This window comes from Komagataeibacter sp. SM21 (genome assembly GCF_041402665.1).
Taxonomy (GTDB): Bacteria; Pseudomonadota; Alphaproteobacteria; order Acetobacterales; family Acetobacteraceae; genus Komagataeibacter; species Komagataeibacter saccharivorans.
Genome location: NZ_JBGLOV010000011.1, coordinates 14502 through 37983, shown reverse-complemented (window position 1 = coordinate 37983; position 23482 = coordinate 14502). Strand labels below are relative to the sequence as shown.

Sequence of the window (23482 nt, the reverse complement as noted above, 5' to 3'; positions counted from 1 at the left end):
TTTCGGCAGTTTGGACGCCATGTCAAGAAAAAATTATTACGGTTCCGGATCTGATGGAAACATTACGGTCACGTTCCATCAGGCCGCAAGGGTCGCGGGGGTCGCTGTGGCATCATATTCATAGACCCAGTTGGCCTTGATGCCGCCCTTGTGGGGATTGATGAAATTGCGGACCCTGTAGCTGAAATCGCGCATGAACTGTTCCAGCGGCGAAGCAAGGTGATAGGTGCGCCCACGTTCACGCGATTCAAGCTGCACACGTCTGGTACGGGGCCTGCGCGATTCCTCATATATCCGCAGCGCAGAGGCAATATCGGCATTCTGGTCCAGCGCACGGGCCAGTTCGTAGCCATCTTCAATCGCCATCGCCGCCCCCTGCGACAGAAAGGGCAGCATGGGATGCGCCGCATCGCCCAGAAGCGTTACAGGGCCTGCGGACCAGTTTTCCATCGGGTCACGGTCGAACAGTCCCCATTTGAACGTGGTGTCCACGCGCTGGAACAATTTCTGGATATTGGGGTGCCATCCCCTGAATGCGGTCAGAAGTTCCTCACGCGTGCTGGGCAGGTTCCATGATTCCTCCACCCAGTCACGACTTTCCAGAACGGCGACGATATTAACCGCCCGGCCACCCTTTACGTAATACGTGACCACATGCCCGTTCGGCCCCATCCAGAAGGAGGAGTCCGGCGTTACAAAATCCGGCATCGCGTCAAACGGAACCACGGCACGCCAGCACATATGCCCGGTAAACCGCGCCTGCTGCGCACCGAACAGGCTTTTACGCACGGCGGAATGGATACCATCCGCACCAACGACCAGATCCGCGCAGAAGCTGTCACCATCGGCAAAGTAGACGACACCCCCGTCAGATTCCGAGGTAACACGCGCACATGCCTTGCCCAGCGTGATGCGATCACGCCGCACGCCCGACAGCAGCAGTTCATGCAGGTCGGCGCGATGGACGTGGAAGAAGCTGGCGCCGTAAAGCCGCTCACACTCCCCACGCAGCGGCATGCGGAACAGGGTCTTGCCTGATTTCCAGTTCCGGCCGGTCAGTGATTCCGGCAGGAATCCAACATCCTTCAGCCCATCCAGAAGCCCCAGCGCCCGGATGACCTTGACCGCGTTGGGCGTCATCTGCACGCCCGCGCCAATTTCCCCCAGTTGCGCCGAACGTTCAAACAGACGGTAGTCCACGCCCCGCTGCTCCAGCGCCGCGGCAAGGGCGAGACCACCAATCCCCCCCCCGACAATGGCCACGCGACAATCAGATGACATGCCCGGTACTCCTCGTTTCAGATCTGGCACAGACGGGTCGTTGACCCGCGTGTTCGTATACAATCAATGGATATGCACAAAGACGAACCCATTCAAGGAAAATATTTCTTATCCGTTACGATGGCAGGAATTCCACGCATGATACCCCTGCCTCACCATATGAAAAAACAGGCTATACCAATGTTATTTATTGTTTTTATTTTATAAAATCTTTCACCACCATATCCCACCTCGCGCGTCATGATCCTTATGTCTGCATACCACCTGCATGATCCCCCATTAAAAATACATTGCGAATCCGTTATTATTGTATACCATAAGCGCATCCCTTCCCCTCCTGTCAGGAGTCAATGATGCCTGCGTTCCCTGAAACATTGCCCACCGTCTGCGAAGACCAGGTGCTGCTGAACGACTGGTTCCCGGTTGGCTATTCATCCGATTTTGAAAAAGGCAAAATCGCACCTGTCCGCCTGCTGGATCGTGACCTGATCGCCTGGCGTGATGATGCAGGCGAAATCCATGTGTGGGAGGATCTGTGCATCCATCGCGGGGCGCGACTGTCCAAGGGGTGTATCCGCGACAATCAGGTTGTCTGCCCCTATCACGGCTGGCGCTACAACAGCCGTGGCGAATGCACGCTGATCCCCGCCGCCCCGCGTGAAACGCCCATGCGCAAGGCCCGTGCCTTTTCCCATCACGTGGCGGAACGGTACGGATTTGTATGGACCTGTCTGGGCGATAATCCGGGGGAAATCGCCCCCTTCCCCGAATGGGATGATGAGCGCTTCCAGAAGGTGCTTTGCGGCCCCTACCCTTACAACGCCAACGGTTATCGCGCCGTGGAAAACTTTGTCGATGCCACGCATTTCCCCTTTGTGCATGCGGGGCTGAATGGCGTTATGGAAAACCCGGACGAGATCGCGCCCTATACCGTTGAAATCGGGGACGAAGGCGTGGTTTCATCCGAAGTGCGCGTATTCCAGCCATGGGGCGATGCGCGCGGCATACCGGTTGTCGGTTTCTATACCTATAAATGCCTCCGGCCCCTGCTGGCGCGTTTTTCAAAACGCGTCCTGAAGGCCGATGAAAATGGCACGCCGGTCGACAATAACAGCGAGTATTTCGCAACCCTGTTTACCGTCCAGCCGCTCAGCGCGACGGAATGCATCGTGCGCATCTGTTCCGCCACCGATCTCCAGCCCGCCCCCACAGCGGAGGCCGTACGCGAACGCGCGGATGTCGTATTCAATCAGGACCGGGTCATTGTCGAAACCCAGCGCCCAGAACGCATTCCCACCCATCTGCGCTACGAACTGCACCACCGGACGGACCTTATGGGGCAGAAATACCGCACCTGGCTGCGCTCGCTCGGCATTACCTACGGAACAATTTAGGGGGACGATGCCGTGCTTACGGTCAGGCTTGTCAGTATTCATTACGCAGCCCCGGACGTGAACGTATATATGTTCCGCGCACCCGATGGCACGGCATTACCCCCCGCGCCGGGTGGGTCGCATATCGACCTGCATGTCGATGCCACGACAACCCGGCAGTACTCACTGGTGAACGAAGGTGAAGCCCCCGATACCTACCAGATCGCCGTCCGGCGCATGCCCGACGGGCGGGGCGGGTCCGACAGGTGGCACCGGGAAAGCATTGTGGGCGAGACCTACACGATCTCCGCCCCGCGCTGTATTTTCCCTGTCTCCCCACCGCCCGGCATGCGCGAAATTCTACTGGCGGGCGGAATCGGCATCACACCCATGCTGTCGATCTGGCGGGCACGCAGGCGCGCGGGGCTGAAGCCGCACCTGTATTACTGGGGGCCGGAGCGCGGGCGCATGGCCTTTTACGATGAACTGGCCGGGCAGGACGATGTAACCCTGATCGAGACCGCGCACGGCATGGACCAGCCGCGCGTATCCGATATCATCCGCGCCCATCCCGGTTCCCACCTGTTTTATGCCTGCGGCCCGGAGCGCATGATACACGAAGCTGAACAGGCGGTCGGAAACAGCCAGCAGTTACTGATCGAACGTTTCGCCCCGCTGGGGGCGGTCCCGTCCGTTCAGGACAATGGATATACGGTGCGTCTGGCCAGAAGCGGATACGACCTGCATGTCCTGCCCGGCGAGACGATACTGGCCGCCTGCCTGCGCAATAATCTGGATGTTGCCTATTCCTGCGAACAGGGCGTTTGCGGGGCGTGTGAAATACGGGTGCTGAAGGGGCGCGTCAATCATCGCGATGCCCTGCACCAGCCGGGAACCGACCGGGACGTGATGATGATATGCTGTTCGGAGCCAGCCGATGCCAGCATTCTTGAACTTGACCTCTGACCCCGCGCCATGCCCTGTCCGCCTGCCGGGAAACAGGCTATGGACATGATGCCATGAATATATCCGTAGACGAAAAAAAGAGTCGCGAAGGCACAGCCAACCGGGAAGTCCTTATGAAAGGACTGCTGCGTCAGCTTCGCGCGGAAATCATCAGTGGGGTATGGGAACCGGGCAAGCGCCTGCCGGAGCAGGAACTGTGCCGCGAATATAACGTATCACGCACCCCCCTGCGCGATGCGCTGAAGGAACTCGAACGCGAGGGACTGGTCATGATCACTCCCTTTTCGGGGGCGACGGTCACACCGGTTCGCGGCACCGATCTGGAGGATCGTTTTCAGGTACTGCGCAGCATTGAACAGTTCGCCGCCGAACTACTGGCGCAGGATGGTTCTAAAACGGCAGTCGAGAAACTGTCGCGTCTGCAGGAGCGGATGGACGAGTGCATAAAGAACCAGGACATAACGGGATACTACCGCCTGAATGATGATTTCCATGTCACGCTTGTGCAGGAATGCGGCAACACCGCGCTGGCTGACATGCACGCGGTCGCCATGTCCCACATCGCGCGGGCCAGAAAAATCGTAAATGAATACGAAGGTGTAGACCACTCGGGATCATGCGAACACTGGGGCATCATCCAGATGATCGAGATGAAAAGCCCGCTTCTGGCGGTTGAATATGTACGCACCCATCTGGTGAACATTTCGGAAAACGTATTGCGTAAGATCGTGATACTGTAACCACCCGTTTGCCTGACTTCGGGCGGACCGGCAGCCTGTATTGTGATGCCTGCGCGACACCTGATACAACCTGCCCCGATACAGCGGGGAGGACCATGACCAATGAACGCAACAGTGGATGAAGCATTCTGGCACGGAAAATGGCAGCGCAATGAAACCGGCTTTCATGAACTACAGCCCAACCCGCTGCTTCTGCGTCACTTCCCCGCGCTTGGCCTGCCGCCGGAGGCCTGCGTGTTTGTTCCCTTGTGCGGAAAAAGCCTTGATATCCACTGGCTGCTTGAACAGGGATACAGGGTCGTCGGGATCGAACTGAGCCAGATTGCGGTGGACCAGTTATTTGCGGAACTGGAACTGACGCCACGTATTTCGAAATTCGGTGGCCTGCGCTGTCTGGAAGCCCAGAATATCCGCATTTTCGTTGGCAATATTTTCGATCTTACCCGCACGGCACTCGGCCCAGTTGATGCCGTGTATGATCGCGCAGCCCTGATCGCCCTGCCTGAACCCGCACGCACTGCCTATGCTCCGCATGTGATCGCAATCACGGATGCTGCCCCGGAACTGCTCATCTGCCTTGAATACGATCAGTCATTCAGGCCCGGACCACCCTTCAGCGTAAACGAAGCAGAAGTCCGACAGTATTATGGTGGGCTATTCCATCTCACCTGCGTCAGGCGGCATGACGTACCGGGCGGACTGAAAGGGACCTGCCCGGCAACGGAAGCCGTATGGATACTCGAACCGGCGGCGAAAACACGCACGCAGGATATCCAGCCCTAACGGCCAAGACGACCCATCCCGACACGACAGACAGATAAAAGCAGGACAAGGACAAAAAAGCATTCCAGGCCGCTGCGTCGCTCATCACCGCCAATAACGGCAGACATCACACCGGCACTGAGCAGCAGTGCCATAAAGGCCCGCATCCTTGTCATTGGCGATAATGCCCTGCCCGTTGCAAAGCGGATGAAGGACAGGCTGATGACACCGTAAACGACAATGGTGATGTAGCCACTGACATCCAGCAGCAATGAAAAGGCAGCCGCACTGAACAGTGTCGCCCCCACGCAGAGCATGCCACCCGCCGCCGACACCCCCATGATGCATGATGCGAACGACACGGGCGCCATGCCCGCTCTGTCCCGGTCATGTGTCCGCAGTTCATTCATGACGCGGGACGCGATATAGGTGCTGGAATTGATACAGGACAGTAACGTAACCAGAATGACACCATCGAATACGGCTTTGCCATGCGGCACATGCAGGAAAGCCAGCGTATCGGCAAAGGGCGAAAATCCGGGCCGGACAGATGATAACGGCAGGATCAGCAGGATAAGCAGCACGGGAACGAGATAAAAGGCGACCATCCGCACCGTAACGAGACGGGCCAGACCGGAAAGGGTCTGGCTGGATGTTTCCGTTTCCCGATGGGCTATGGTGATGATTTCAGCCCCGGCCATGGTGAACATGATGGTTGGCACGGTATAGAACGCCGCGCCGATCCCGAACGGGGCCAGATCAATCCCATTCAGATCATGCAGGATCTGACGGCCATGGTGATACAGGTCCACCGTGACCGCCCCCAGGCAGACCGCACAGAACGCCATGATGGCAACCAGCTTGACCATAGTCAGATAGAACTCGACCTGCCCGAAAAGCCTGACCGACTGCAGGTTCAGCGCACATGCCGCCGCAATCAGCGCCAGTGCCGTCGGCAGGACGGGCAGCGGAAGATACTGATGCAATAGCATTCCCCCACCCAGTCCTTCCGCCGCGATGACGCAGGTCCAGTACGCACAGTAAAGCCAGCCACAGACAAACTCCTCCCCCGAACGGCGCGATGTGCCCAGATAGGCAAGGAACGAACCCCGGTCCGGGTCAAGCGCCATATAATCCGACAGGGTCCGCATGGCGCAGTATGTCAGCATGCCCGCATACAGGATGCTCAGCACGATGGCGGGACCGGCCCTGTGTATGGCGCTGCCACACCCGACCAGCAGCCCCATCCCGATCAGGCCGCCAAAGGCGATCATCGTCAGATGCCGGGGGGCGAGTTTATCCGTCATGGTTATCGGTTAACGCCGGAGCGGTCTTCACGCAGACCATGCTGCCCGCGATAATCCGAACGGACCGGCGGCGTCCATCCCTTCAGGCAGGCGGGATCGGTATCGTAGATTTCCACCTTGAGCGGCCGGCATACGGACAGCGTGCTGCCAGCCTCATCCCCCCACATGGGCAGCGACAGATCGCCGCCGGGACAGGTGGAAATGGCGCAGAGGAGATCCACCTCCGCAAAGAATTCCAGATAGTCACCCGGCCGTGCGGGGGACGCTTCCATGAAATAACGGTCTTCGTGATTAAGACCCGTTACCTGAAACACATTCAGCACGTCATGCACATCAAATTCCGTCAGGCCATAAGGCAGGACGGCGCGGGTCAGGTTGGAATGGCAGTGATGGTCGAACTCCTCCCCGCTCAGCAGCTTGTTGATGTAGGGATCGCACCGCGTGCCCAGCAGGTCGTGAATACGGCCACCATACGCGTCCACGCCATAATCGTTCAGCGAATCCCCCGTAATGGTCACGAGCGGACGCATGAACGGCAGCGTTGACCACAGGCGGTTGAAGGTGGAGACATGCGCCCCTTCAAGCTGGCGGGTGCGCGATGCCCACAGCCGTTCACGCGGGTCGTGACGGTACCAGATGTTAAGGTCGCCAACCTGCGGCCCCTCCGGGGCGACAATACGGAAAACCTGCCCCTGTTTTACTTCCCATGCGTAGCCGGTACGGATTGGAACAACTTCCGACAGGACGGGCGGGCGGGACAGCGCCGATTTCGAGACGGTATTATAGAACTCCCTATCGACCGCGTATTTGAAGTCGGGGGGAATCTGGTAGGCGGCAGGATAGTTTTTCATTCGTCTATTCCGGGAATGAGGGTGAAGAGAAGGTCTTCCGAATACTTCAGGTAATCCTCGATCAGGGTGATGGCCTGTCCTGTCTTTCCTTCCCTGAGGGTTTCAAAAATGGCGACATCCTTTTCCAGCCATGGCCGCTGTATGGCGTCCTGCGGTTGCACCATCTGAAATGCCAGCCGCATCTGGGCGCATATATTGTCAAAAAAGGCGGTCAGTTGATCGCTGCCGCACGCCCCGACCAGAAGGCGGTGAAAAAGCAGGCTGGCTGTTCCGGCCATCCGCCACTCACCATCGCGCATGGCGGAACGCGCCTGCGTAAAGGCTGCGGTAAATACGGGGGCAAGCTGGGTCCACCGACCGGTTTCGACCCGGATGCAGCAACCCGTTTCCACAATACGGCGGATTTCGTAAATCTCCCGAATGTCGGAAACAGTCAGTTGCCGGACAAAACTGCCCTTGTGGCTGATAACGGTCACTAACCCGGACTGCGCGAGTGAGTGCATGGCTTCGCGCACCGTGTTTCGGGATACGCCGAACCGTTCCACCATCTGCGCTTCGACCAGAGGCTGTCCGCTGACCAGATCACCATCCAGAATATCCTCACGCAGACGCTGGGCGACACTGGCAGGCAGGGACTGATGGGAAGAACGTACCATCATTTTCCGGCCCGTGACCATTTCAGCCGTAATATTCCTGTGGGTTGATCACGAATGGATACTGTCGGGCAGGCTGCAGCCTCCATACCCGTTGCGAAAGTCGGGAGGCTGAAAGTATGCCGGGATCTGAATAAGGGTACATCATACATTTTCTTCGTCATGATCCATTTTTATTGACCGGACCCATAATCAGGCAGTCATCCTGATACATAAATCGCATGCCACGCGCCGGATGGCGCAATCCAGCGTCGATACGGGAATTCATTATCACATTGTTCAACAATGCTTTTTGATAACGAGATGGTCCGGCATTTTTATCCCTGTTTCATCCGCAAAACCGATGGCCATGACGGGGCCAGAACTAAAGAAATATATAGAACATAACGCCTATATTATTGTCATATAGGGAATATTTACTAAAAATAATCAGTTACGATGAAATGCCGCCAGATACCGAACGGGTCACATCATATTCATCCCATAACGAACCCTATACGAAACAATTTTTTCTGGTCAAGGGATTGTTGAACAATTAGGCTGCCAGCATGAAAAAGTTACGGATAAAAAAGAAACCCGTTGCCAGTGACTGTCAGCTCATGCTGAATCGCGTGGTGATAACGTTTCTGTCCGTTACCATTCCGTCCCTGGCATCACGCACCGAAAACCGGGGGACCATGCACCTGATACAGCAGGAGACCCCGGCATGACACGTATCAGCATGGCGGGAGCAGGCGGATTGCTGCTGGATGCCGCCGACGGGGCTTTCAGCGACCAGACCCAGCGCCGGATATGGGCAGCGGCCCGCCATATCGCAAAACATCCCTGCATTACCCACGCTGTCCCCGGCGTCAACAACCTGCTGGTCATGTTCGATGTCACCGTTACCGATCCCGTCGCGGTGGAAGACCTGCTGCGCGAAACATGGGCACAGGCGCCGGATGATCCCGTCCCGTCACGGGAAATCACGGTTCCCGTCACATATGGCGGCACGGCAGGGGAAGATCTGGCGGCGGTGGCGCAATTTGCCGGCCTGACGGAAGCAGAGACGGTCGCAGCCCACGTTCAGGCCACCTACAGCGTTGCCGCGATCGGTGCGATGCCGGGATTTGTCTACCTGACCGGTCTTGATCCCCGCCTGGCCATGCCGCGCCGCGCCTCCCCCCGGCTGAAGGTGGAACAGGGTTCGGTCATTATCGGGGGCGGGCATGCGGGCATCATGCCCTGCACCGCGCCTTCCGGCTGGCATATCCTTGGGCATACGTCTCTTTCGCTGTTTGATCCCTTCCGTGCCGAACCCTGCCTGTTCAGGCTGGGCGATACCATCCGCTTCGTGAGGGCATGATGATCGAAATCCTGACCAGTTCGACACTGAACACCATACAGGATTTCGGGCGACCGGACGCCATATCGCTTGGTGTCTCCCGTGGGGGGGCAATGGACCGTCTGGCGCTGGCGTATGGCAATATCCTGCTGGGAAATGATCCGGACGCCGCTGGCATCGAAGTTGTCTTTTTTCCCTTCCGCATACGCTTTGACCATGCCACCAGCTTTGCCCTGACCGGCGCACGCACCGCTGCCACGCTGGATGGCACGCCCCTTCCACCGGACTGGGCCATGCAGGCGCGTCCCGGTCAGATCCTGACCATTCCCGCCCCCACGGCAGGCGCGCGCTGCTACGTCACCCTGCGGGGCGGGGTAGATGTTCCTCAGGTTCTGGGGTCACGCTCAACGGACATCAAGGGTGGCTTTGGCGGTCTGGCCGCCCGTGCGCTGCGCAGGGGGGACCGGCTGCAAACACTCCCGGTCCCGCCGCTACCCTTCCCGGCTACGGGTTACGGACTGACATGCCCTACCCCGCTTCCCGATGGCGGCGATGTTGTCGTACGCGCGCTGCCTGCCGCCGAATACGCCCTTTTCACCGCCAATTCACAGGATCGTTTCTGGGGGCAGCCATGGAAACTGACGCCCAGCGCCAACCGCATGGGCTACCGGATGGAAGGAACAGAAACCCTGACACTGGACAGCCCGGTCAACCTGTTTTCCCACGGCATCCTGCCCGGCACGGTGCAGGTTCCCCCAGCGGGACAGCCCATCGTGCAGATGGCGGACGCCAATACCTGCGGCGGTTACCCCAAGATCGCAACCGTTATCGAACCCGACCTGCGGGTACTGGCGCAGACAGCCATCGGCCAGTCCGTCCGCTTCATCCAGATCACGCGACACGAAGCGGTCGAGGCCATCCGCCTTGATGCCCGTCACCTGCACGCACTGGCATGCGGGATTGACACCCTGCGCCCTGATCTTGCCCCCGCCATTTCCGTAACATCCTGACCCCTGCCCTTATGGAGCACGACACCATGCCTGTCAGCACCGTCGATCTGAACGCCGATCTGGGTGAAAGTTTTGGCCATTACACAATCGGCGATGATGCCGCCATGCTGGACATCGTGACTTCGGCCAATGTTGCCTGCGGTTTTCACGCGGGCGACCCGCAGGTCATGGCCCACACATTCCGCATCGCGCAGGAAAAAGGGGTGGGCGTAGGCGCGCATCCGGGCTTTCCCGACCTGTGGGGTTTCGGGCGGCGGGCGCTGCCGCTGTCACCTGCGGAAATCGAACATATCGTCGCCTACCAGATCGGTGCCGCAATCGCTCTGGCCCGTTATGCGGGGCATGAGATCACGCATGTGAAGGCGCATGGCGCACTTGGCAACCTGACGGAAAAAGACCCCGCCGTAGCCCAGGCCGTCCTGAATGCGGTCCGCCGCGCGGCACCCGGCCTGCCGATCATCGCCATTGCGCTGAGCCATCTTGAACGCCTTGGCCATGAACAGGGTGCTCCGGTCTTCTCGGAAGTGTTTGCCGATCGCGCCTATGACGAACATGGCCATCTGGTCTCACGCACGCAGCCCGGCGCGGTCCTGCATGATGCGGGTTTCGTGGCGGAGCGGATGGTGCGCATGGTGCGCGCTGGCGGGATCGAGACGGTATCGGGCAGGTTCCTGCCCACGCGGATCGATACGATATGCGTCCATGGCGACAACCCGCAGGCCGTGGCGGTCGCCCGCGCCGTGCGGACCGGACTGGAAGATGCGGGCGTTATTGTAAAACCTCTGTGCTGAAAGCGGATCGAGCGGACATGAATATCGACCTTACCCATCTTGAGACCCTGATGGCCCGCATGGCGCAGCTTGGCATTGCGGAACTGGATTACAGGCAGGGTGACGAACGCATCCATCTTGTGCGCACGGCGACACAACCCACCGCCCCCGAGGCGGATACAGACGCGCCACCCGCCCTTTCCGTGCCATCAGTGCCCGCTGCCCCCGCCCAGACGATTATCGTAGCCCCCATGCACGGCCAGTTTTACGCTGCAGCGGCACCCGATGCGCCGCCTTTCGTGCAGGTGGGGGATACCGTATCGGAAGGGCAGACACTGTATATTCTGGAAGTCATGAAAACCCTGTCGCGCATGGAAGCGGAATATCCATGCCGCATCGTGGAAATACTGGTGACGAACGGCCAGCCTGTCGAGCCGGAGACGCCGCTCTTCCGCGTGGAGCGGCTAAATGCGTAAGATCCGCCGGGTTCTCATCGCCAACCGGGGCGAAATTGCCCTGCGCATTGTCCGTGCCTGCAACATTCTTGGGCTGGAAACCATTGGCGTTTATTCGGAGGCCGATAGCAGTCTGGCCCATCTGCGCCTTGTAGACCACAGCATATGCATCGGCCCCGCCGCTGCCGCACGCAGCTATCTGGACATCCCGCGCATCATGCGTGCCGCCAGCCTGACGGAAGCGGACGCCATCCATCCCGGTTATGGTTTCCTGTCCGAAAATCCGGATTTTGCACAGGCCGTGGAACAGGCAGGGCTGGTTCTCGTTGGTCCGTCCGCCGCCGTCATGCGGCTTATGGGCGACAAGATCAGCGCCAAACAGCAGATGCGGCTTGCTGGCGTGCCCTGCCTGCCTGATTCGGACGGCGCGCTGCCTGCGGACCCCGCCATGGCCCGGACAATATGCGCGGCGATCGGCTACCCGCTTATTGTCAAGGCAAGTGGCGGGGGCGGTGGACGCGGCATGCGGATTGTCCACCATGAGACGGAACTGGACACGGCCATTGCCACCGCGCGCGAGGAAGCGGGACGCGCCTTTGGCAATCCTGTCGTCTACGCCGAACGCTTTTTGCAGAAACCACGCCATATCGAAATTCAGGTTCTGGCCGATACCCACGGCCATGCCGTATGGCTGGGCGCGCGCGACTGTTCAGTCCAGCGTCGCCATCAGAAACTGGTGGAGGAAGCGCCCGCCTGCGGCATCGCCCCGGAACGGATCGCGGCCCTGGGCGCATTATGCGCGCATGCCTGCATCCGGATGGGATATGTAGGGGCGGGCACCTTCGAATTCCTGTACGAAGGCGGCGAGTTTGCATTTATTGAAATGAATACCCGCCTGCAGGTCGAACATCCGGTAACGGAGATGACCACGGGTATCGATATTGTACGCGAACAGCTTCGTATCGCCATGGGCCATCCCCTGTCCATTCGCCAGCACGACATTCATACCACCGGGCACGCGCTGGAATGTCGCATCAACGCCGAAGATGCGGTGACATTACGCCCCAGCCCCGGTCTGGTTACCAAATGGCGCGCGCCCGGTGGCCCCGGCGTACGGGTCGATACGCATTTATATGATGGCTATGCCGTACCACCCCACTATGATTCGCTTGTGGCGAAACTGATCGTTCACGGCACTGATCGCGCGGATGCCATCAATCGCATGAAGGCCGCGCTGGATGAAATGCAGATTACGGGCATTGCGACAACGGCCCCACTGCATCGCCGCCTGATGGATGAACCCGCATTCGCGACAGGCGAGATCAATGTACATTATCTGGAAACCATAATGGGCACGGCCGCATCATGACCCTTCTGGAAATGCTGGACAGGCTGGCGCCCGCAATGCGACGCCACGGGGTCTCTCACCTGACCCTTGCCAAAAATGATGCGGTCCTGACCCTTACGCTATCACCCGCCGTAGCGGCCCCGGTCGCGCAGACCATGGCCCCGTCCGTCCGACAGAACACCGTGCCCAGTCCCGAAATGGGCGTTTTCCGCATGGGCGCGATCAGGCCCGGCAGCACAGTCGCAATAGACGACATCCTTGCCTTTGTTGAAGTCGGGCCTGTCCGGCTGCCTGTCATAGCACCTGCGGACGGGGTGGTTCATACTGTTCTGGCGCAGGACGGGGATACCGTTGGGTATCATGCCCCCCTGTTCATAATCCAGTCGGAGTAAACGCGCTGTAGCAGCCACAGACAGAAGGCCGCTACAGGATCGTGAACTGGTCGGGCGGCAGAATCTGGCGTATCTGAACTGGATATGGCGGTATCTCAACCCTACCGGGCAGTCCCTGCTGCCCGCGAAGAATGCCGCGCGTATTGTCCAGATCCCAACCCGGCCCGATCCACATGACCCGACAGACAGGCACGCCCGCCGCACGCCAGAATTATTCCCCCATGATCGCCCTGATAATGGCGGCGACGTCATTCATGCAGAACCTTGATGGCGCGATCATCAATACATCCCTGCCGCAGATGGCGCACAGCTTTGGCGTAACAACCATTGACCTGTCCATGGGGATTACGGCCTACATGCTGGCATCAGCTGCCCTGTCGCCCCTGTCCGGCTGGCTGTCGCAAAAAATTGGTGAGCGCACGCTGCTGCTCGTCTCCGTCATTGCCTTTACCCTTGCATCCGTCTGGTGTGGGATCGCGCCTGACCTGACAATGTTCATGCTGGCCCGTATCGCGCAGGGACTGGCCGGGGCCATGATGATGCCCGTCGGCATGTCCGTGGTGTTGCGTCATACCCCGAAATCCGAATGGATGCGCGCACAGGCAGTAACCGTCTGGCCTGGCCTCATGGCCCCCATCATTGGCCCGGTTCTGGGCGGCTTCATTACCCAGACACTGGACTGGCGTTGGAATTTCTGGCTCAACCTGCCCATCGGGCTGGCAGGGGCCATCGCCATCCTGCGCTTCGTCCCGCAGGAAGAAAAAACCGAACCGCCCCCCATGGATTTCGTGGGCTTTTCCCTGTGCGCCATCGGGCTGACCACCCTGCTTGCAGGTTTCCAGCGTTCGGCGGAAAGTGGCCGTACCCGCGAAATCGCCCTTGGCCTGATCATTGGCGGCATTGCAACCGGATGGGCCGCCATACGGCACCTCAGGCGGCACCCCACGCCCATCCTCTCACTTGCTCCGCTAAACCGCCCCAGCCTGCGCTATGTCGTGCTGTATCCAGGTGTGCTGTTTCGCACCCTGTTCTCCGCCATGCCATTCCTGCTGCCACTGCTGTTCCAGCTTGGTTTCGGGTTACGTCCGGCTGCGGCGGGGGGATGGGTTCTGGTCTATTTCTGTAGCAATCTGGGCCTGAAACCCTTTACCAGCACGATTATACGGCGGTTCGGTTTTCGGAACATATTGCTGTTCAACGGATTGATGGTTGCCCTTTCGCTTGTTGCATGCGGTTTCGCAGCACCGGATACGAACAGGGGCCTGCTGGTATTGATGCTGGTTTTCGCGGGCGCCACGCGATCCATGCAGTTGACCAGCCTTTCCACCGTAGCATTTGCCGATATTTCCACCGACGAGCGGCGTGCGGCATCCGGACTGCTGTCCATCCTGCAACAGGCTGCGTCGGCCGCAGGCGTCGCGGGGGCTGCGTTCGGCCTCTCCCTTTTCCAGACCATCGACCACAGCCACGGCGTGGGACTGGCTGAACTGCATGCAACCTTCTTTGCGGCAGCCATTATCGCGCTGGTGGCGGCCCTTGGCTGCATCCGCATGCCACGCACCCTCGGGCAGGAAGTCAGCGGGCATAGGGCATGATCTGATCCATTATGCCGGTATTTTATGATTAAGGGGTGATAATAACACAGCCATCAAGACAGGCCCTTCCCTACTCCCGGCAAAACCGCGATGCACGTGGCTGGTCCTTCACAGCCCGCACATCCGTTTCCCTGCTCCCCGTCAGTCGCGTGCGAGAAAGGTTCCCGACCGCAGCCGCGTCTCGATACCTTCCAGCGTCGTTCCTGCCGTTTCGGGCACGAAAGCCCAGACAAAAACGAACGAGATGACGTTGATAAGGCCAAACAGCCAGAACGTGCCAGTCGTACCCAGCCCATTGACCAGCGACAGCGTGACGAGAGAGACAAGGGTGTCAGAAAGCCAGACGGTGGCGCTGGCCAGCCCCATGGCCTTGCTGCGGACATGCAGGGGAAACACCTCCGCCGCAATCAGCCACACCGCCACTGATAACGACCCGAAATTGAAGAAAATATAGCCCAGCAGCGACGCAACCATCAGCACCATGCGCATGCCCGCAACAGGTGCCGGACTGAGAAAGACCGCCCCCAGCACGAACAGGGAAAGGGCTGCAAACGGCAGCATCAGCAGGAGCATCCGGCGGCGTCCCACACGGTCGATCAGCGCAATGCCCATGCCTGTTGTGATAGTGGACGTCACACCCACCAGAACCGATGTCAGCAGCGCCGTGGAATGACCCAGCCCCGTCTGTGACAGGATGATTGGCGCGTAGTAGACAATCACATTCGGTCCCGAAAGCTGGGAAAGTGCCGCAATACCCAATGCGGCGATCAGTGCGGGCCGTAGCCATGCCTGTCGCAACGCGCCCCAGCCTGCGTCCTCATCACGCCCGTCCTCGTCAATGGACAGGACGGCGTCCAGTTCCATCCGGACGGGATCATGATGCCCGCGCAGACGGTATAAAATCGCAATAGCACGCCGTTCCTGTTCATGATGCAGCAGCCAGCGCGGACTTTCCGGCAGAAACAGCATGCCCAGCGCCAGCAATATCGCGGGCACCGCCCCCAGCATGAACATGGGCCGCCAGCAGTCGGGTGGCCCCGCCATTTCGTAACCCACGAAAAAGGCCAGTAACAGGCCGAGCGAAAACACCATCTGGAACAGGGATACAAGACCGCCACGTCGTTCCGCCGGGGCCAGTTCGGCAACATAGACCGGCACGATCTGCGTGGTGGCCCCTATCGCCACGCCAAGGAACAGCCGCGCGATGATAAGGATGGTCGTATCAGGTGCCAGACCACACCCGAAGGAGGCAAGGATGAACACTGCCGAAGCCAGCATGATTGCCGGGCGACGGCCATAGCGGTCTGAAACCGGGCCGCTGAGCACCGCACCGGCAACCGCCCCCAGATTAAGGGCCGCCGCAACCCATTCCTGCCCGGCGGTGGAAAGCGAAAAGCTCTGGCTGACGTAAATCAGCGCCGATGCGATGATGCCCGTATCATAGCCGAACAGCAGGCCACCCACCGCCGCCACGGCCGCGGCAATGCCGACATAACGCCGCGCCTGCGGCCTGCTGTCGCCCAGATGGGCGAAGTGCGGCAGGACATCAAGCGCGCGCTGGCGCAGCCTGTGCCGAGGCGACGGATGTTCAGTGCTGGCGTTGGAAACGGTTGTCATGCGGCCCTTCCTTTCTTTTCGCCCCGGTTCTGCCCTCGTGGTCAGGTGACGCTTCCCTTCAGTCCGATACGCCGAATATTTCCTGCAAGGTGCGCTGCATCACGCCGGAATCCAGCTTGCGCCCCAGCCATAGCTCCACCCCGATGACACCCTGATTGACAAGCATTCCCAGCCCGTCCAGCACCGTACAGCCCTGTGCGCGCGCCTTGCGCAGCAGGTGTGTCATGGGCGGATTGGGAATGACATCCGCCACGACCATGCCGCGCCGCAGCGTTTCCAGCCTGATCGGTGGCAGTGCCTGCGCATCGCCCAGACCGATTGATGTTGCATTGATGACAATATCGGTGCCCTCGGGCACTGAGATCTTCCCATCCCATGCCATGACCTCCGCCCCGCACGGCGTATTGTCAGCGACAAGGGCTGCGATCGTCCGTGCCTTGTGAGGATCACGGTTCGTCACGGTCAGATGCTTTGCCCCGGCCAGTCCCAGTTCGACTGCGATGGCACGTGCAGCCCCGCCTGCCCCCAGCACAAGCACGCGCTTTCCCGCCGGGTCCGTCACGCTTTGCAGTGAGGCAAGGAAACCCTTGCCATCAGTGTTGTTGCCGATCAATCGACCATCGCGGATGGAGACACAGTTCACTGCGCCAATGATGCGCGCGGATTGGGCCAGTTCATCCAGATGTTCGATCACCGCCACCTTGTGCGGCAGGGAACAGTTGAAGCCGACCCATTCCATCGCCACTGCCCCCGCCACGGCGGCGGCCAGGTTTTCGGCCTTCACGTCGCAGTTAATGTAGCGGGCGTCGATACCGGCATGCCGGTATGCGGCCTCGATCATTGCCACCGTTGGATTATCACCGCAGGGCGTCGAGAACGAGCCGGTAAGAATGCTGCGGAAATTCCTGTCTGCCATAATCTCACTCCCCGATGTCAGGCGGCTGCATAGGTATTGCATAGCTATGCACAGGTATGCCGCCGCCAAACAATCGCAAAATCGGTAACGTTTAAATGAACTGGGGCGTGGTGCTGCGTCGGGCGACCAGCTTTGCCTCGATCACGCAGGTACGTGATACCGGCCCGCTTTCGGGTTGCAGCGCGGTTTCGAGCAGTTCCGTCGCCACGGCAACCAGCCTTTCCGCCTGCTGATCAAAACTTGTCAGATCGTAGGCGTACCAGCCAGCCTGGGGAATATTGTCATATCCCATCATGACGACATCTTCCGGGCAACGCAGGCCACCACGTTGCCGCAGCGCGTCCATTGCCCCACAGGCCATGAGATCATTGCTGCTGAACAGGCCATCCGGCCGCGCACCACCCGCAAGCATTTTGCAGATCGCGTCGTAGCCACTTTCGTAGCTGTCATCCCCGTGCAGTTCGATCAGATCGCCCGATACACTGGAATCCGTCCGTAACCCCTCGATAAATCCCTGTCCGCGCGCACGCGATGCTGTGTTGCGCACGGGACCGGCCAGCCATGCCGGACGTTTCACGCCGCATTCCAGCAGCACGCGCGCGGCCATATTCCCCGCTGCGCGGTTGTTGGACACGACGGTTGATATCCATGGTCCAGTCAGGCGGGAATTGAAGCAGATTACGGGAATTTTCATATCCGACAGCGCGCGCGCTGCACTGCGCGTGCCTACGGCCAAGGCTGTAACGACTGCATCGACGCGATAGCTCAGCAGGTGATCCAGCGCACTATCCAGTGTCAGTGCATCATCCACATGCACCAGCAGGATCTGCAACCCTTCGGCACGCAACGATATGGCCAGACGTTCCAGAGCGGATGCGTAGAATGGATTGGACAGCCCCCCAACCACAACGCCCACCATGCGCGAACGCCCCGACAGCATGATGGCGGGGATACGGTTGGGCCGGTAATTCAGCGCCGCCGCAGCCTCCAGAACCTTGCGCCGCGTGGCGGGTGCAATGCTCGCCCCCGGCGAAAAGGCGCGCGACACGGCTGATTGCGACACACCGGCCTGTCTTGCGACATCAGTTGATGTTACAGGGCGTATAATGCTGACCTCCCGACATGGTGCGCATATACCTGCATTCTGTCCCGTGCGCCATTGAAGTCGCCAGCCCCCTGAAATCAACCTGCATATCTGCAGGCGAGACCAGCACTTCCACGAACGAAACCATAGGCGGAATGGAGTCCTGTGATTACGGCAGTGCATCCCTATGGGCAAGATATTGCCATGGAAAATCTCGCACGCACAATATTCAGCAATATCCCGGCATCACGAAAATAGAACGAAGGCGCGAAGCGGCCCTCCTTGCGACGATTATGGAGCAGGGTCTGCGTAATCCCGCGCGGACAAGGGAAACTTCCGGTTTCTCTTTCGCCCGCAGACAGGCGGATGACCTGCTCTTGACTTCCATCATGCTCGGCGACTTTCCTGCTGCCCCCTATGACGACAAGTGATCAGGAATACGCCCATATACGTTTTGAGGCACATCGGGGGCCTGAAACGCAAAAAGCACCGGGCTCCTCCCGCCCATCCCAATGAGCCTATCGTGCCCATGCCTCATTAAAAACGGGGAGCACATTAAGGAATGATATGCTGTCATACCGCGATATGGACAATCCTTACTTATGCCTGTCATCACCCTATTACGGTCGCAGCAGGTTGGATCAAGCCCCGGTCCAGCCTGCGATGGTTTCTGTTCGCACCCTGAATGACGCTGGAAATGAATGGTGGGAATTCATAATGTTCCAGATTACCGCTTACTGATTGCCTGTGGGGGAGCATCCTTATCGAACAGGTAGGTGATAAACAGGTTAGGGCATGTCTCGACTGTCCGTTTTTCATATATGTCGATATTAGTGTTTTCACCGATATGTATGGATTTTACCGGATTTCCAAATGTATTGAAAACATCGCGCCGGAGCAGGCCATCATTATTCTTTGAAACAAAGTCATGCGTTATGAAAAACAAATATTTTTCCTGCTCCACATTGTCTCTGGCGTACCAGTCCAGCCTGGATAACCATTGATGCGGATATAGATTGCATGCTTTCTGGTGGTCAGGATCATGTTCATCATATATCGCCCGGGAGATAACCTTTTCCCCACTCTCATATGTCACCAGAGAACCTTCCCAATAACCGGCATATCCATGGTGCACATTATTTTCATTCAAAGCCTGAATAATGTACTTTGTATTAATCTGATGGTCGATATGGAAAGGATCAGATTTATGATCTGACAGGTTATAATACGAAAAAGGATAGATTATAACAGTTACAAATATGGGAACATAAAACGCTATTGGTTTTATGGAAAAATTACGTGAAAAGAACAATACAAAATATATAAAAGATGGAAGAAAGTATCTTATTATATCTTCCTTCGTCAGGTAGAAATCAGAAAAGAACGCAGCAGAAAAATCTATACAAAAACCAAAAATGAATACTCGAGATAAATAATCGTAATTATTAATTTCTTTTATGGTGAACCTTTTCGATAATAAGAAAATTCCGTAAACCATTCCTACGAAGGGTATCGCACGAAGCATACAGATCAAGGAATTCCCAACCCGTTTCCCCAGGAAATCGACACCAAAAAAATCCAGAACAGACTGTATGGTGTAAATGGCGCGTTGGGGCAATTCATCAAATGGCAGAAAGCGCGCATGGATTTCCCGCGAATAAAATCCGCCATTTTTAACAATTATGATATGAATTATTTTTGACGCAACAAGTCCACATATAATTGATGCTGATATTTTTGGAACAAAACTTTTTTCTTCATATGATCTGGCATTCACAATTAATGCCATGATTGCCGGGACAATGGCGACAACAACACCAAAGAAGTCTGATGCCGATATTAACGTTGTAAATAAAAATATCATCATCAATGCAAATGGAACATTTTTTCCATTAATCACTGACTGTATGGATACAAAAATACATAGGCCAAAAAAAACGGTACCTACATGATAAGGTATGTAAGAGATGAAACTTTCGGGACCATGATCATAAAGCGGCATTAACGCCAGAAATAATATAACGGGCAGACATCTCTGCCATGAGTAATATTTTTTCGATATATTGCATAATATTAAACTAAGAAAAGTTATACCTCCCCACCACAGGGCCGCCATAAGGTGCGGTATCAACGGTTTGTTACCGAATATACTGCTGAGGGCATACATGCCCGCGACATCAATTGTCCAAAAATTATCGGGAGAGAATACCCAATTTTTTAAAAAAAAGTTCCCACGCGCCATGTCCTGTACAGCGAGTGCATAATTAGCCTCATCAGAATCAATATAAAGATGCTGACCAAATATGAAGCATACACAGGACGCTACCGCAGATAATAATAAATATAGCATCATCCGAGTTTTTTTTGATATCATCTTTAAATCCCTAATACAATCTTTACTGTATTTTTATATCTCGTCTTGCAACATTCATATGACTCTCTTAGATTTTTCTAGCACATGACGATACAGTTAATCCAAATTTCGGATTTATCCTAGAGCTTCCCTATGTGTAAAAAATATACATTCCGTAACAGCAAAAGATATATCGAGGCGCGCCTTGCTGCGGGCCAGAACTTATTAATCTGTTGAATTGACCAGTACTCCGTGACTCACTGGTGCGGGTTGAGGATTGGCCTGCGAGTAACATGTTTCGCTGCCCTAGCTGAACGGACCGGTCATTTGAAGCGCCTGATGATTGATACGATGCTTCTGAAAGTTCACCGGGCATCAGCCTCCCCCACTAAAAAGAGGACTTTCCCTGCCCTATCTGACGAACAGAAGGCGGCCGGTTCCATGACAGCAACGGCTCTCCTATGTTCAGGGCTACCACTCACAAAGCATACGCCTTCATCTTCTATCTCACGCGATGAAGCCCGCTCCCCAAAATGACACCCTTCGCAAACCTCGTCGCTTTGTGGCATAGACAGGACATGCGAATAATTCGCATTAATATGTCCTTTGGTAACAGAAGAGTTCCATGTCCCGCGTTACGGTCTCCCCGAAATCCCGGCTTATGCTCAACAGGCTTGTCAATGCGGCTGGGGGCTGTCTTTTTTCATATCTGGTCGCCCATATGCTGCTGATGGATCTTGTCCAGCGGGCACGCCCCACCCCGGCCGATGCTGCGGCGGCAGGTCACATGATCGCCCTCGCATGCCTGCCGGTCCTGATCCTGACATGGTTTGGGCTATACACCCGCTATCGGGGTGCAATGGTGGTGATTACGGCAGGTGGCGTTGCCGCCCTTTCCGGTCTTGTCGTATCCTGATGCGCGAAACCCTGCGGACACGGATGGGCTGGCTGCATGGTTGGGTCGGTCTGGTATCGGGGCTGTGCCTGCTATGCGTTTTTGCAACCGGCACACTGGCGGTTTTCGATACTGAAATCACCCGGTGGATGCAGCCTGAAACCGAAGGGCATTTTTCCACTCATCCCACCGATATGGCCCTGTCGGATGCCACGACCCTATTACGCCGCCAGCAGGCACGGGGTATTGCCGCCTTTCTTGTCCTGCCCTCCGTCCGGTCTCCCATGCTGGAAGTCCTCCATTACAACGGTCATGAATTCGTGGGGGACGTTCTCGACCCCGCTACCGGCGCGGTGATTCCGACGCGCAGGACAGCAGGGGGAAAGTTCTTCTATAACTTCCATTATACGTTGCGCGGGGGGCACGAGACAGGCATCCGTGTGGTCAATATGCTGGCGATGGGCCTGCTGGTCGTGGTCGGGGCGGGCATCATCATCCACCTGCACGCACTGGTGCCTGATGTGGTCCTGCTGCGCCTGTCCACATCACGCATCCGGTTGTGGCTGGACGTTCATCTTCTGGCGGGCGTACTGGCCCTGCCCTTCATGGTCATGATTGCCTACACCGGCATCCTTGTTCATGCCGACACAATCATGCCCGCCCATAGCCTGCTGCACGAGACGAAAAAGGGGAGGATATCTTCTCCGTCCGCTCTGCCTAAGCCGCCCCTGCAAGCTGTGCCGCCCCTGTCCCCCCTTCTGTCCATCGCGCAGCAGAATCTTGGGGGGCGACCGTGTGGTTTCATCCTGTTCGGACCTGACCGGATGAGCATTTTTGCCAGTGATGCCGCCGCTCCCTACCTGACCCGCGACCATGTGGATTTCAGCCTGCCTGATGGGCATCTGCTTGGGGTTACGCTCAATACGGGTCAGATCGCCACGACCATGCAATTGATGCACGGATTGCATTATGCACGTTTTGCAGGCCCCGGCTTGCGATGGCTTTATTTTATCTCCGGCCTGTTCGGCACCGCTGTCATCGCAAGCGGACTGGTGCTGTTTTTTATGAAGCGGCGGCGCAAATCCGGCCATCTGGCCATCTTCCGCGTGGCGGAAGGACTGACAGTGGCCAGCATGACCAGCCTGCTGACGGCCATACTGGCCTTTTTATGGAGCAATCGGCTGCTGCCCTCCACGCTGCCCGATCGGGACGGGATGGAGATTGACATATTCTTTGCCGTCTGGGGGCTGGGCGCATTGCATGCGCTGTCCCGCTCTTTTTTCGGCAGCCCCCTGTCCGGCTGGCAGGAACAGCTTGCTGCCGCAGCAATCATGGGGTGTGGATTGCCGCTGCTGGATATGGTCAGCGCACCGCAGGCCCTGATACATGACGCAGCCATCCATATGGGCGTGGATGGCATGGGGCTGGTGGCCGGGCTTGTCGCCCTTCATGCAGTCCGCTGTTTACAGGCGCGCACCGCATGACCATTCTTGCATCCCTGCTATTGTGGGTTGTGTGCCTGTCCTGTCATGCGGGCCTGCAACCGGTGCGTTACGGGTTACCCCTTTCCTCTGCGTCATATCGGACTGGCATGTGGGCAGTCCGCCTGATTACGTCCCTCATGGCGCTGGTGATCACCTTGCGGGACGGCACCATCATCGGAATGGTGGAGTGGTGCATGACATTTTCGGTTGCCGGGGTGATCGTTGCCGTCTGTGTTGCGGGACTGCGCAGGGACAGACCGTAGCCGTTCATGGGGTAGCGGAAGATATTTGCTCCACGCCGTCGAT

General features: G+C 57.6%; 23 protein-coding genes. 15 read left to right on the top strand and 8 right to left on the bottom strand.

From position 1 onward, the window contains the following. Positions 1 to 78: 78 nt before the first annotated feature. Complete coding sequence (locus ACBR42_RS11545) at positions 79 to 1281, bottom strand: FAD-dependent monooxygenase (RefSeq protein WP_371208119.1); 1203 nt, start codon at positions 1279 to 1281, stop codon at positions 79 to 81. A gap of 350 nt (positions 1282 to 1631) precedes the next feature. Between ACBR42_RS11545 and ACBR42_RS11540 the strand changes: the two genes are divergently transcribed. The 4 genes from ACBR42_RS11540 (at position 1632) to tmpT (ending at position 5143) form a co-directional block, all read left to right on the top strand. Then, a complete protein-coding gene (locus ACBR42_RS11540) occupies positions 1632 to 2675 on the top strand; it encodes a Rieske 2Fe-2S domain-containing protein (protein WP_371208118.1) in 1044 nt (347 codons plus the stop codon). A gap of 57 nt (positions 2676 to 2732) precedes the next feature. Then, positions 2733 to 3620 carry a 2Fe-2S iron-sulfur cluster-binding protein gene (locus ACBR42_RS11535; protein ID WP_371208117.1) on the top strand — a complete coding sequence of 296 codons (888 nt, stop codon included), beginning with the start codon at positions 2733 to 2735 and terminating at the stop codon, positions 3618 to 3620. 53 nt (positions 3621 to 3673) lie between these two features. Beyond that, the gene (locus ACBR42_RS11530; RefSeq protein ID WP_118963441.1) at positions 3674 to 4360 is read left to right on the top strand and encodes a GntR family transcriptional regulator; all 687 of its coding nucleotides are present in this window, start codon (positions 3674 to 3676) and stop codon (positions 4358 to 4360) included. Between the two features lie 114 nt (positions 4361 to 4474). After that, the gene (gene tmpT, locus ACBR42_RS11525; RefSeq protein WP_371208159.1) at positions 4475 to 5143 is read left to right on the top strand and encodes a thiopurine S-methyltransferase; all 669 of its coding nucleotides are present in this window, start codon (positions 4475 to 4477) and stop codon (positions 5141 to 5143) included. Here tmpT and ACBR42_RS11520 read toward each other — a convergent pair. From ACBR42_RS11520 to ACBR42_RS11510, 3 genes are read right to left on the bottom strand one after another with little or no spacing between them, the layout of a single operon-like run. Then, positions 5140 to 6429 (bottom strand): hypothetical protein, encoded by a 1290-nt coding sequence (locus ACBR42_RS11520; protein WP_371208116.1) that lies wholly within the window; start codon positions 6427 to 6429, stop codon positions 5140 to 5142. The two genes, tmpT and ACBR42_RS11520, sit on opposite strands and share 4 nt — an antisense overlap. 2 nt (positions 6430 to 6431) lie before the next feature. Continuing rightward, positions 6432 to 7280: a DUF1989 domain-containing protein gene (locus tag ACBR42_RS11515; protein WP_102324012.1), complete on the bottom strand. Its 849-nt coding sequence runs from the start codon at positions 7278 to 7280 to the stop codon at positions 6432 to 6434. Continuing rightward, on the bottom strand, positions 7277 to 7939 hold the full coding sequence (locus tag ACBR42_RS11510; protein WP_371208115.1) for a GntR family transcriptional regulator: 663 nt from the start codon (positions 7937 to 7939) through the stop codon (positions 7277 to 7279). Before ACBR42_RS11510 ends, ACBR42_RS11515 begins: the two co-directional genes overlap by 4 nt. 700 nt (positions 7940 to 8639) lie before the next feature. On the opposite strand from ACBR42_RS11510, the gene pxpB reads away from it, so the two are divergent. The 7 genes from pxpB (at position 8640) to ACBR42_RS11475 (ending at position 14827) form a co-directional block, all read left to right on the top strand. Next, on the top strand, positions 8640 to 9278 hold the full coding sequence (gene pxpB, locus ACBR42_RS11505) for a 5-oxoprolinase subunit PxpB (protein ID WP_132303679.1): 639 nt from the start codon (positions 8640 to 8642) through the stop codon (positions 9276 to 9278). Then, the gene (locus ACBR42_RS11500; RefSeq protein ID WP_371208114.1) at positions 9275 to 10267 is read left to right on the top strand and encodes a biotin-dependent carboxyltransferase family protein; all 993 of its coding nucleotides are present in this window, start codon (positions 9275 to 9277) and stop codon (positions 10265 to 10267) included. The genes pxpB and ACBR42_RS11500 overlap by 4 nt, the downstream gene beginning before the upstream one ends. A 26-nt stretch (positions 10268 to 10293) precedes the next feature. Next, entirely contained in the window at positions 10294 to 11058 is a 765-nt protein-coding gene (locus tag ACBR42_RS11495; RefSeq protein WP_102324275.1) for a LamB/YcsF family protein, read from the top strand. Positions 11059 to 11075: 17 nt separating this feature from the next. Next, positions 11076 to 11513, top strand: coding sequence for an acetyl-CoA carboxylase biotin carboxyl carrier protein subunit (locus tag ACBR42_RS11490; RefSeq protein WP_371208113.1), 438 nt, complete (start codon positions 11076 to 11078; stop codon positions 11511 to 11513). Beyond that, entirely contained in the window at positions 11506 to 12861 is a 1356-nt protein-coding gene (gene accC, locus ACBR42_RS11485) for an acetyl-CoA carboxylase biotin carboxylase subunit (RefSeq protein WP_371208112.1), read from the top strand. The genes ACBR42_RS11490 and accC overlap by 8 nt, the downstream gene beginning before the upstream one ends. After that, on the top strand, positions 12858 to 13232 hold the full coding sequence (locus ACBR42_RS11480; RefSeq protein ID WP_371208111.1) for a biotin/lipoyl-containing protein: 375 nt from the start codon (positions 12858 to 12860) through the stop codon (positions 13230 to 13232). The genes accC and ACBR42_RS11480 overlap by 4 nt, the downstream gene beginning before the upstream one ends. Before the next feature lie 173 nt (positions 13233 to 13405). Continuing rightward, positions 13406 to 14827, top strand: a complete 1422-nt coding sequence (locus ACBR42_RS11475) for an MFS transporter (protein WP_371208110.1) — start codon at positions 13406 to 13408, stop codon at positions 14825 to 14827. 141 nt (positions 14828 to 14968) lie between these two features. On the opposite strand, the gene ACBR42_RS11470 is transcribed toward ACBR42_RS11475, so the two are convergent. The 3 genes from ACBR42_RS11470 to ACBR42_RS11460 form a co-directional block, all read right to left on the bottom strand. After that, positions 14969 to 16444 carry a sugar porter family MFS transporter gene (locus ACBR42_RS11470; protein WP_371208109.1) on the bottom strand — a complete coding sequence of 492 codons (1476 nt, stop codon included), beginning with the start codon at positions 16442 to 16444 and terminating at the stop codon, positions 14969 to 14971. Positions 16445 to 16502: 58 nt separating this feature from the next. After that, positions 16503 to 17360, bottom strand: coding sequence for a shikimate dehydrogenase (aroE, locus tag ACBR42_RS11465; protein ID WP_371208108.1), 858 nt, complete (start codon positions 17358 to 17360; stop codon positions 16503 to 16505). A gap of 91 nt (positions 17361 to 17451) precedes the next feature. Next, positions 17452 to 18465: a LacI family DNA-binding transcriptional regulator gene (locus tag ACBR42_RS11460; protein ID WP_371208158.1), complete on the bottom strand. Its 1014-nt coding sequence runs from the start codon at positions 18463 to 18465 to the stop codon at positions 17452 to 17454. A gap of 17 nt (positions 18466 to 18482) precedes the next feature. On the opposite strand from ACBR42_RS11460, the gene ACBR42_RS11455 reads away from it, so the two are divergent. Continuing rightward, the gene (locus ACBR42_RS11455; RefSeq protein WP_371208161.1) at positions 18483 to 18875 is read left to right on the top strand and encodes a hypothetical protein; all 393 of its coding nucleotides are present in this window, start codon (positions 18483 to 18485) and stop codon (positions 18873 to 18875) included. Between the two features lie 296 nt (positions 18876 to 19171). Here ACBR42_RS11455 and ACBR42_RS11450 read toward each other — a convergent pair whose 3' ends face one another. Next, on the bottom strand, positions 19172 to 20818 hold the full coding sequence (locus ACBR42_RS11450; RefSeq protein WP_371208107.1) for a hypothetical protein: 1647 nt from the start codon (positions 20816 to 20818) through the stop codon (positions 19172 to 19174). Between the two features lie 604 nt (positions 20819 to 21422). Between ACBR42_RS11450 and ACBR42_RS11445 the strand changes: the two genes are divergently transcribed. The 3 genes from ACBR42_RS11445 to ACBR42_RS11435 are packed head-to-tail and all read left to right on the top strand — an operon-like array spanning position 21423 to position 23439. After that, positions 21423 to 21713 (top strand): hypothetical protein, encoded by a 291-nt coding sequence (locus ACBR42_RS11445; protein WP_371208106.1) that lies wholly within the window; start codon positions 21423 to 21425, stop codon positions 21711 to 21713. Continuing rightward, positions 21713 to 23176, top strand: a complete 1464-nt coding sequence (locus ACBR42_RS11440; RefSeq protein WP_371208105.1) for a PepSY-associated TM helix domain-containing protein — start codon at positions 21713 to 21715, stop codon at positions 23174 to 23176. Before ACBR42_RS11445 ends, ACBR42_RS11440 begins: the two co-directional genes overlap by 1 nt. Then, complete coding sequence (locus ACBR42_RS11435) at positions 23173 to 23439, top strand: hypothetical protein (RefSeq protein ID WP_102324024.1); 267 nt, start codon at positions 23173 to 23175, stop codon at positions 23437 to 23439. The genes ACBR42_RS11440 and ACBR42_RS11435 overlap by 4 nt, the downstream gene beginning before the upstream one ends. Positions 23440 to 23482: the final 43 nt, after the last annotated feature.

Coding starts and splice junctions, on each gene's coding strand:
- ACBR42_RS11545 (WP_371208119.1), bottom strand. CDS start 1,281: ATGTCATCTGATTGTCGCGTGGCCATTGTCGGGGGGGGGATTGGTGGT.
- ACBR42_RS11480 (WP_371208111.1), top strand. CDS start 12,858: ATGACCCTTCTGGAAATGCTGGACAGGCTGGCGCCCGCAATGCGACGC.
- ACBR42_RS11530 (WP_118963441.1), top strand. CDS start 3,674: ATGAATATATCCGTAGACGAAAAAAAGAGTCGCGAAGGCACAGCCAAC.
- aroE (WP_371208108.1), bottom strand. CDS start 17,360: ATGGCAGACAGGAATTTCCGCAGCATTCTTACCGGCTCGTTCTCGACG.
- ACBR42_RS11455 (WP_371208161.1), top strand. CDS start 18,483: ATGGTGCGCATATACCTGCATTCTGTCCCGTGCGCCATTGAAGTCGCC.
- accC (WP_371208112.1), top strand. CDS start 11,506: ATGCGTAAGATCCGCCGGGTTCTCATCGCCAACCGGGGCGAAATTGCC.
- ACBR42_RS11440 (WP_371208105.1), top strand. CDS start 21,713: ATGCGCGAAACCCTGCGGACACGGATGGGCTGGCTGCATGGTTGGGTC.
- pxpB (WP_132303679.1), top strand. CDS start 8,640: ATGACACGTATCAGCATGGCGGGAGCAGGCGGATTGCTGCTGGATGCC.
- ACBR42_RS11450 (WP_371208107.1), bottom strand. CDS start 20,818: ATGATATCAAAAAAAACTCGGATGATGCTATATTTATTATTATCTGCG.
- ACBR42_RS11510 (WP_371208115.1), bottom strand. CDS start 7,939: ATGATGGTACGTTCTTCCCATCAGTCCCTGCCTGCCAGTGTCGCCCAG.
- ACBR42_RS11445 (WP_371208106.1), top strand. CDS start 21,423: ATGTCCCGCGTTACGGTCTCCCCGAAATCCCGGCTTATGCTCAACAGG.
- ACBR42_RS11515 (WP_102324012.1), bottom strand. CDS start 7,280: ATGAAAAACTATCCTGCCGCCTACCAGATTCCCCCCGACTTCAAATAC.
- ACBR42_RS11470 (WP_371208109.1), bottom strand. CDS start 16,444: ATGACAACCGTTTCCAACGCCAGCACTGAACATCCGTCGCCTCGGCAC.
- ACBR42_RS11500 (WP_371208114.1), top strand. CDS start 9,275: ATGATGATCGAAATCCTGACCAGTTCGACACTGAACACCATACAGGAT.
- ACBR42_RS11490 (WP_371208113.1), top strand. CDS start 11,076: ATGAATATCGACCTTACCCATCTTGAGACCCTGATGGCCCGCATGGCG.
- ACBR42_RS11540 (WP_371208118.1), top strand. CDS start 1,632: ATGATGCCTGCGTTCCCTGAAACATTGCCCACCGTCTGCGAAGACCAG.
- ACBR42_RS11475 (WP_371208110.1), top strand. CDS start 13,406: ATGACCCGACAGACAGGCACGCCCGCCGCACGCCAGAATTATTCCCCC.
- ACBR42_RS11435 (WP_102324024.1), top strand. CDS start 23,173: ATGACCATTCTTGCATCCCTGCTATTGTGGGTTGTGTGCCTGTCCTGT.
- ACBR42_RS11495 (WP_102324275.1), top strand. CDS start 10,294: ATGCCTGTCAGCACCGTCGATCTGAACGCCGATCTGGGTGAAAGTTTT.
- ACBR42_RS11520 (WP_371208116.1), bottom strand. CDS start 6,429: ATGACGGATAAACTCGCCCCCCGGCATCTGACGATGATCGCCTTTGGC.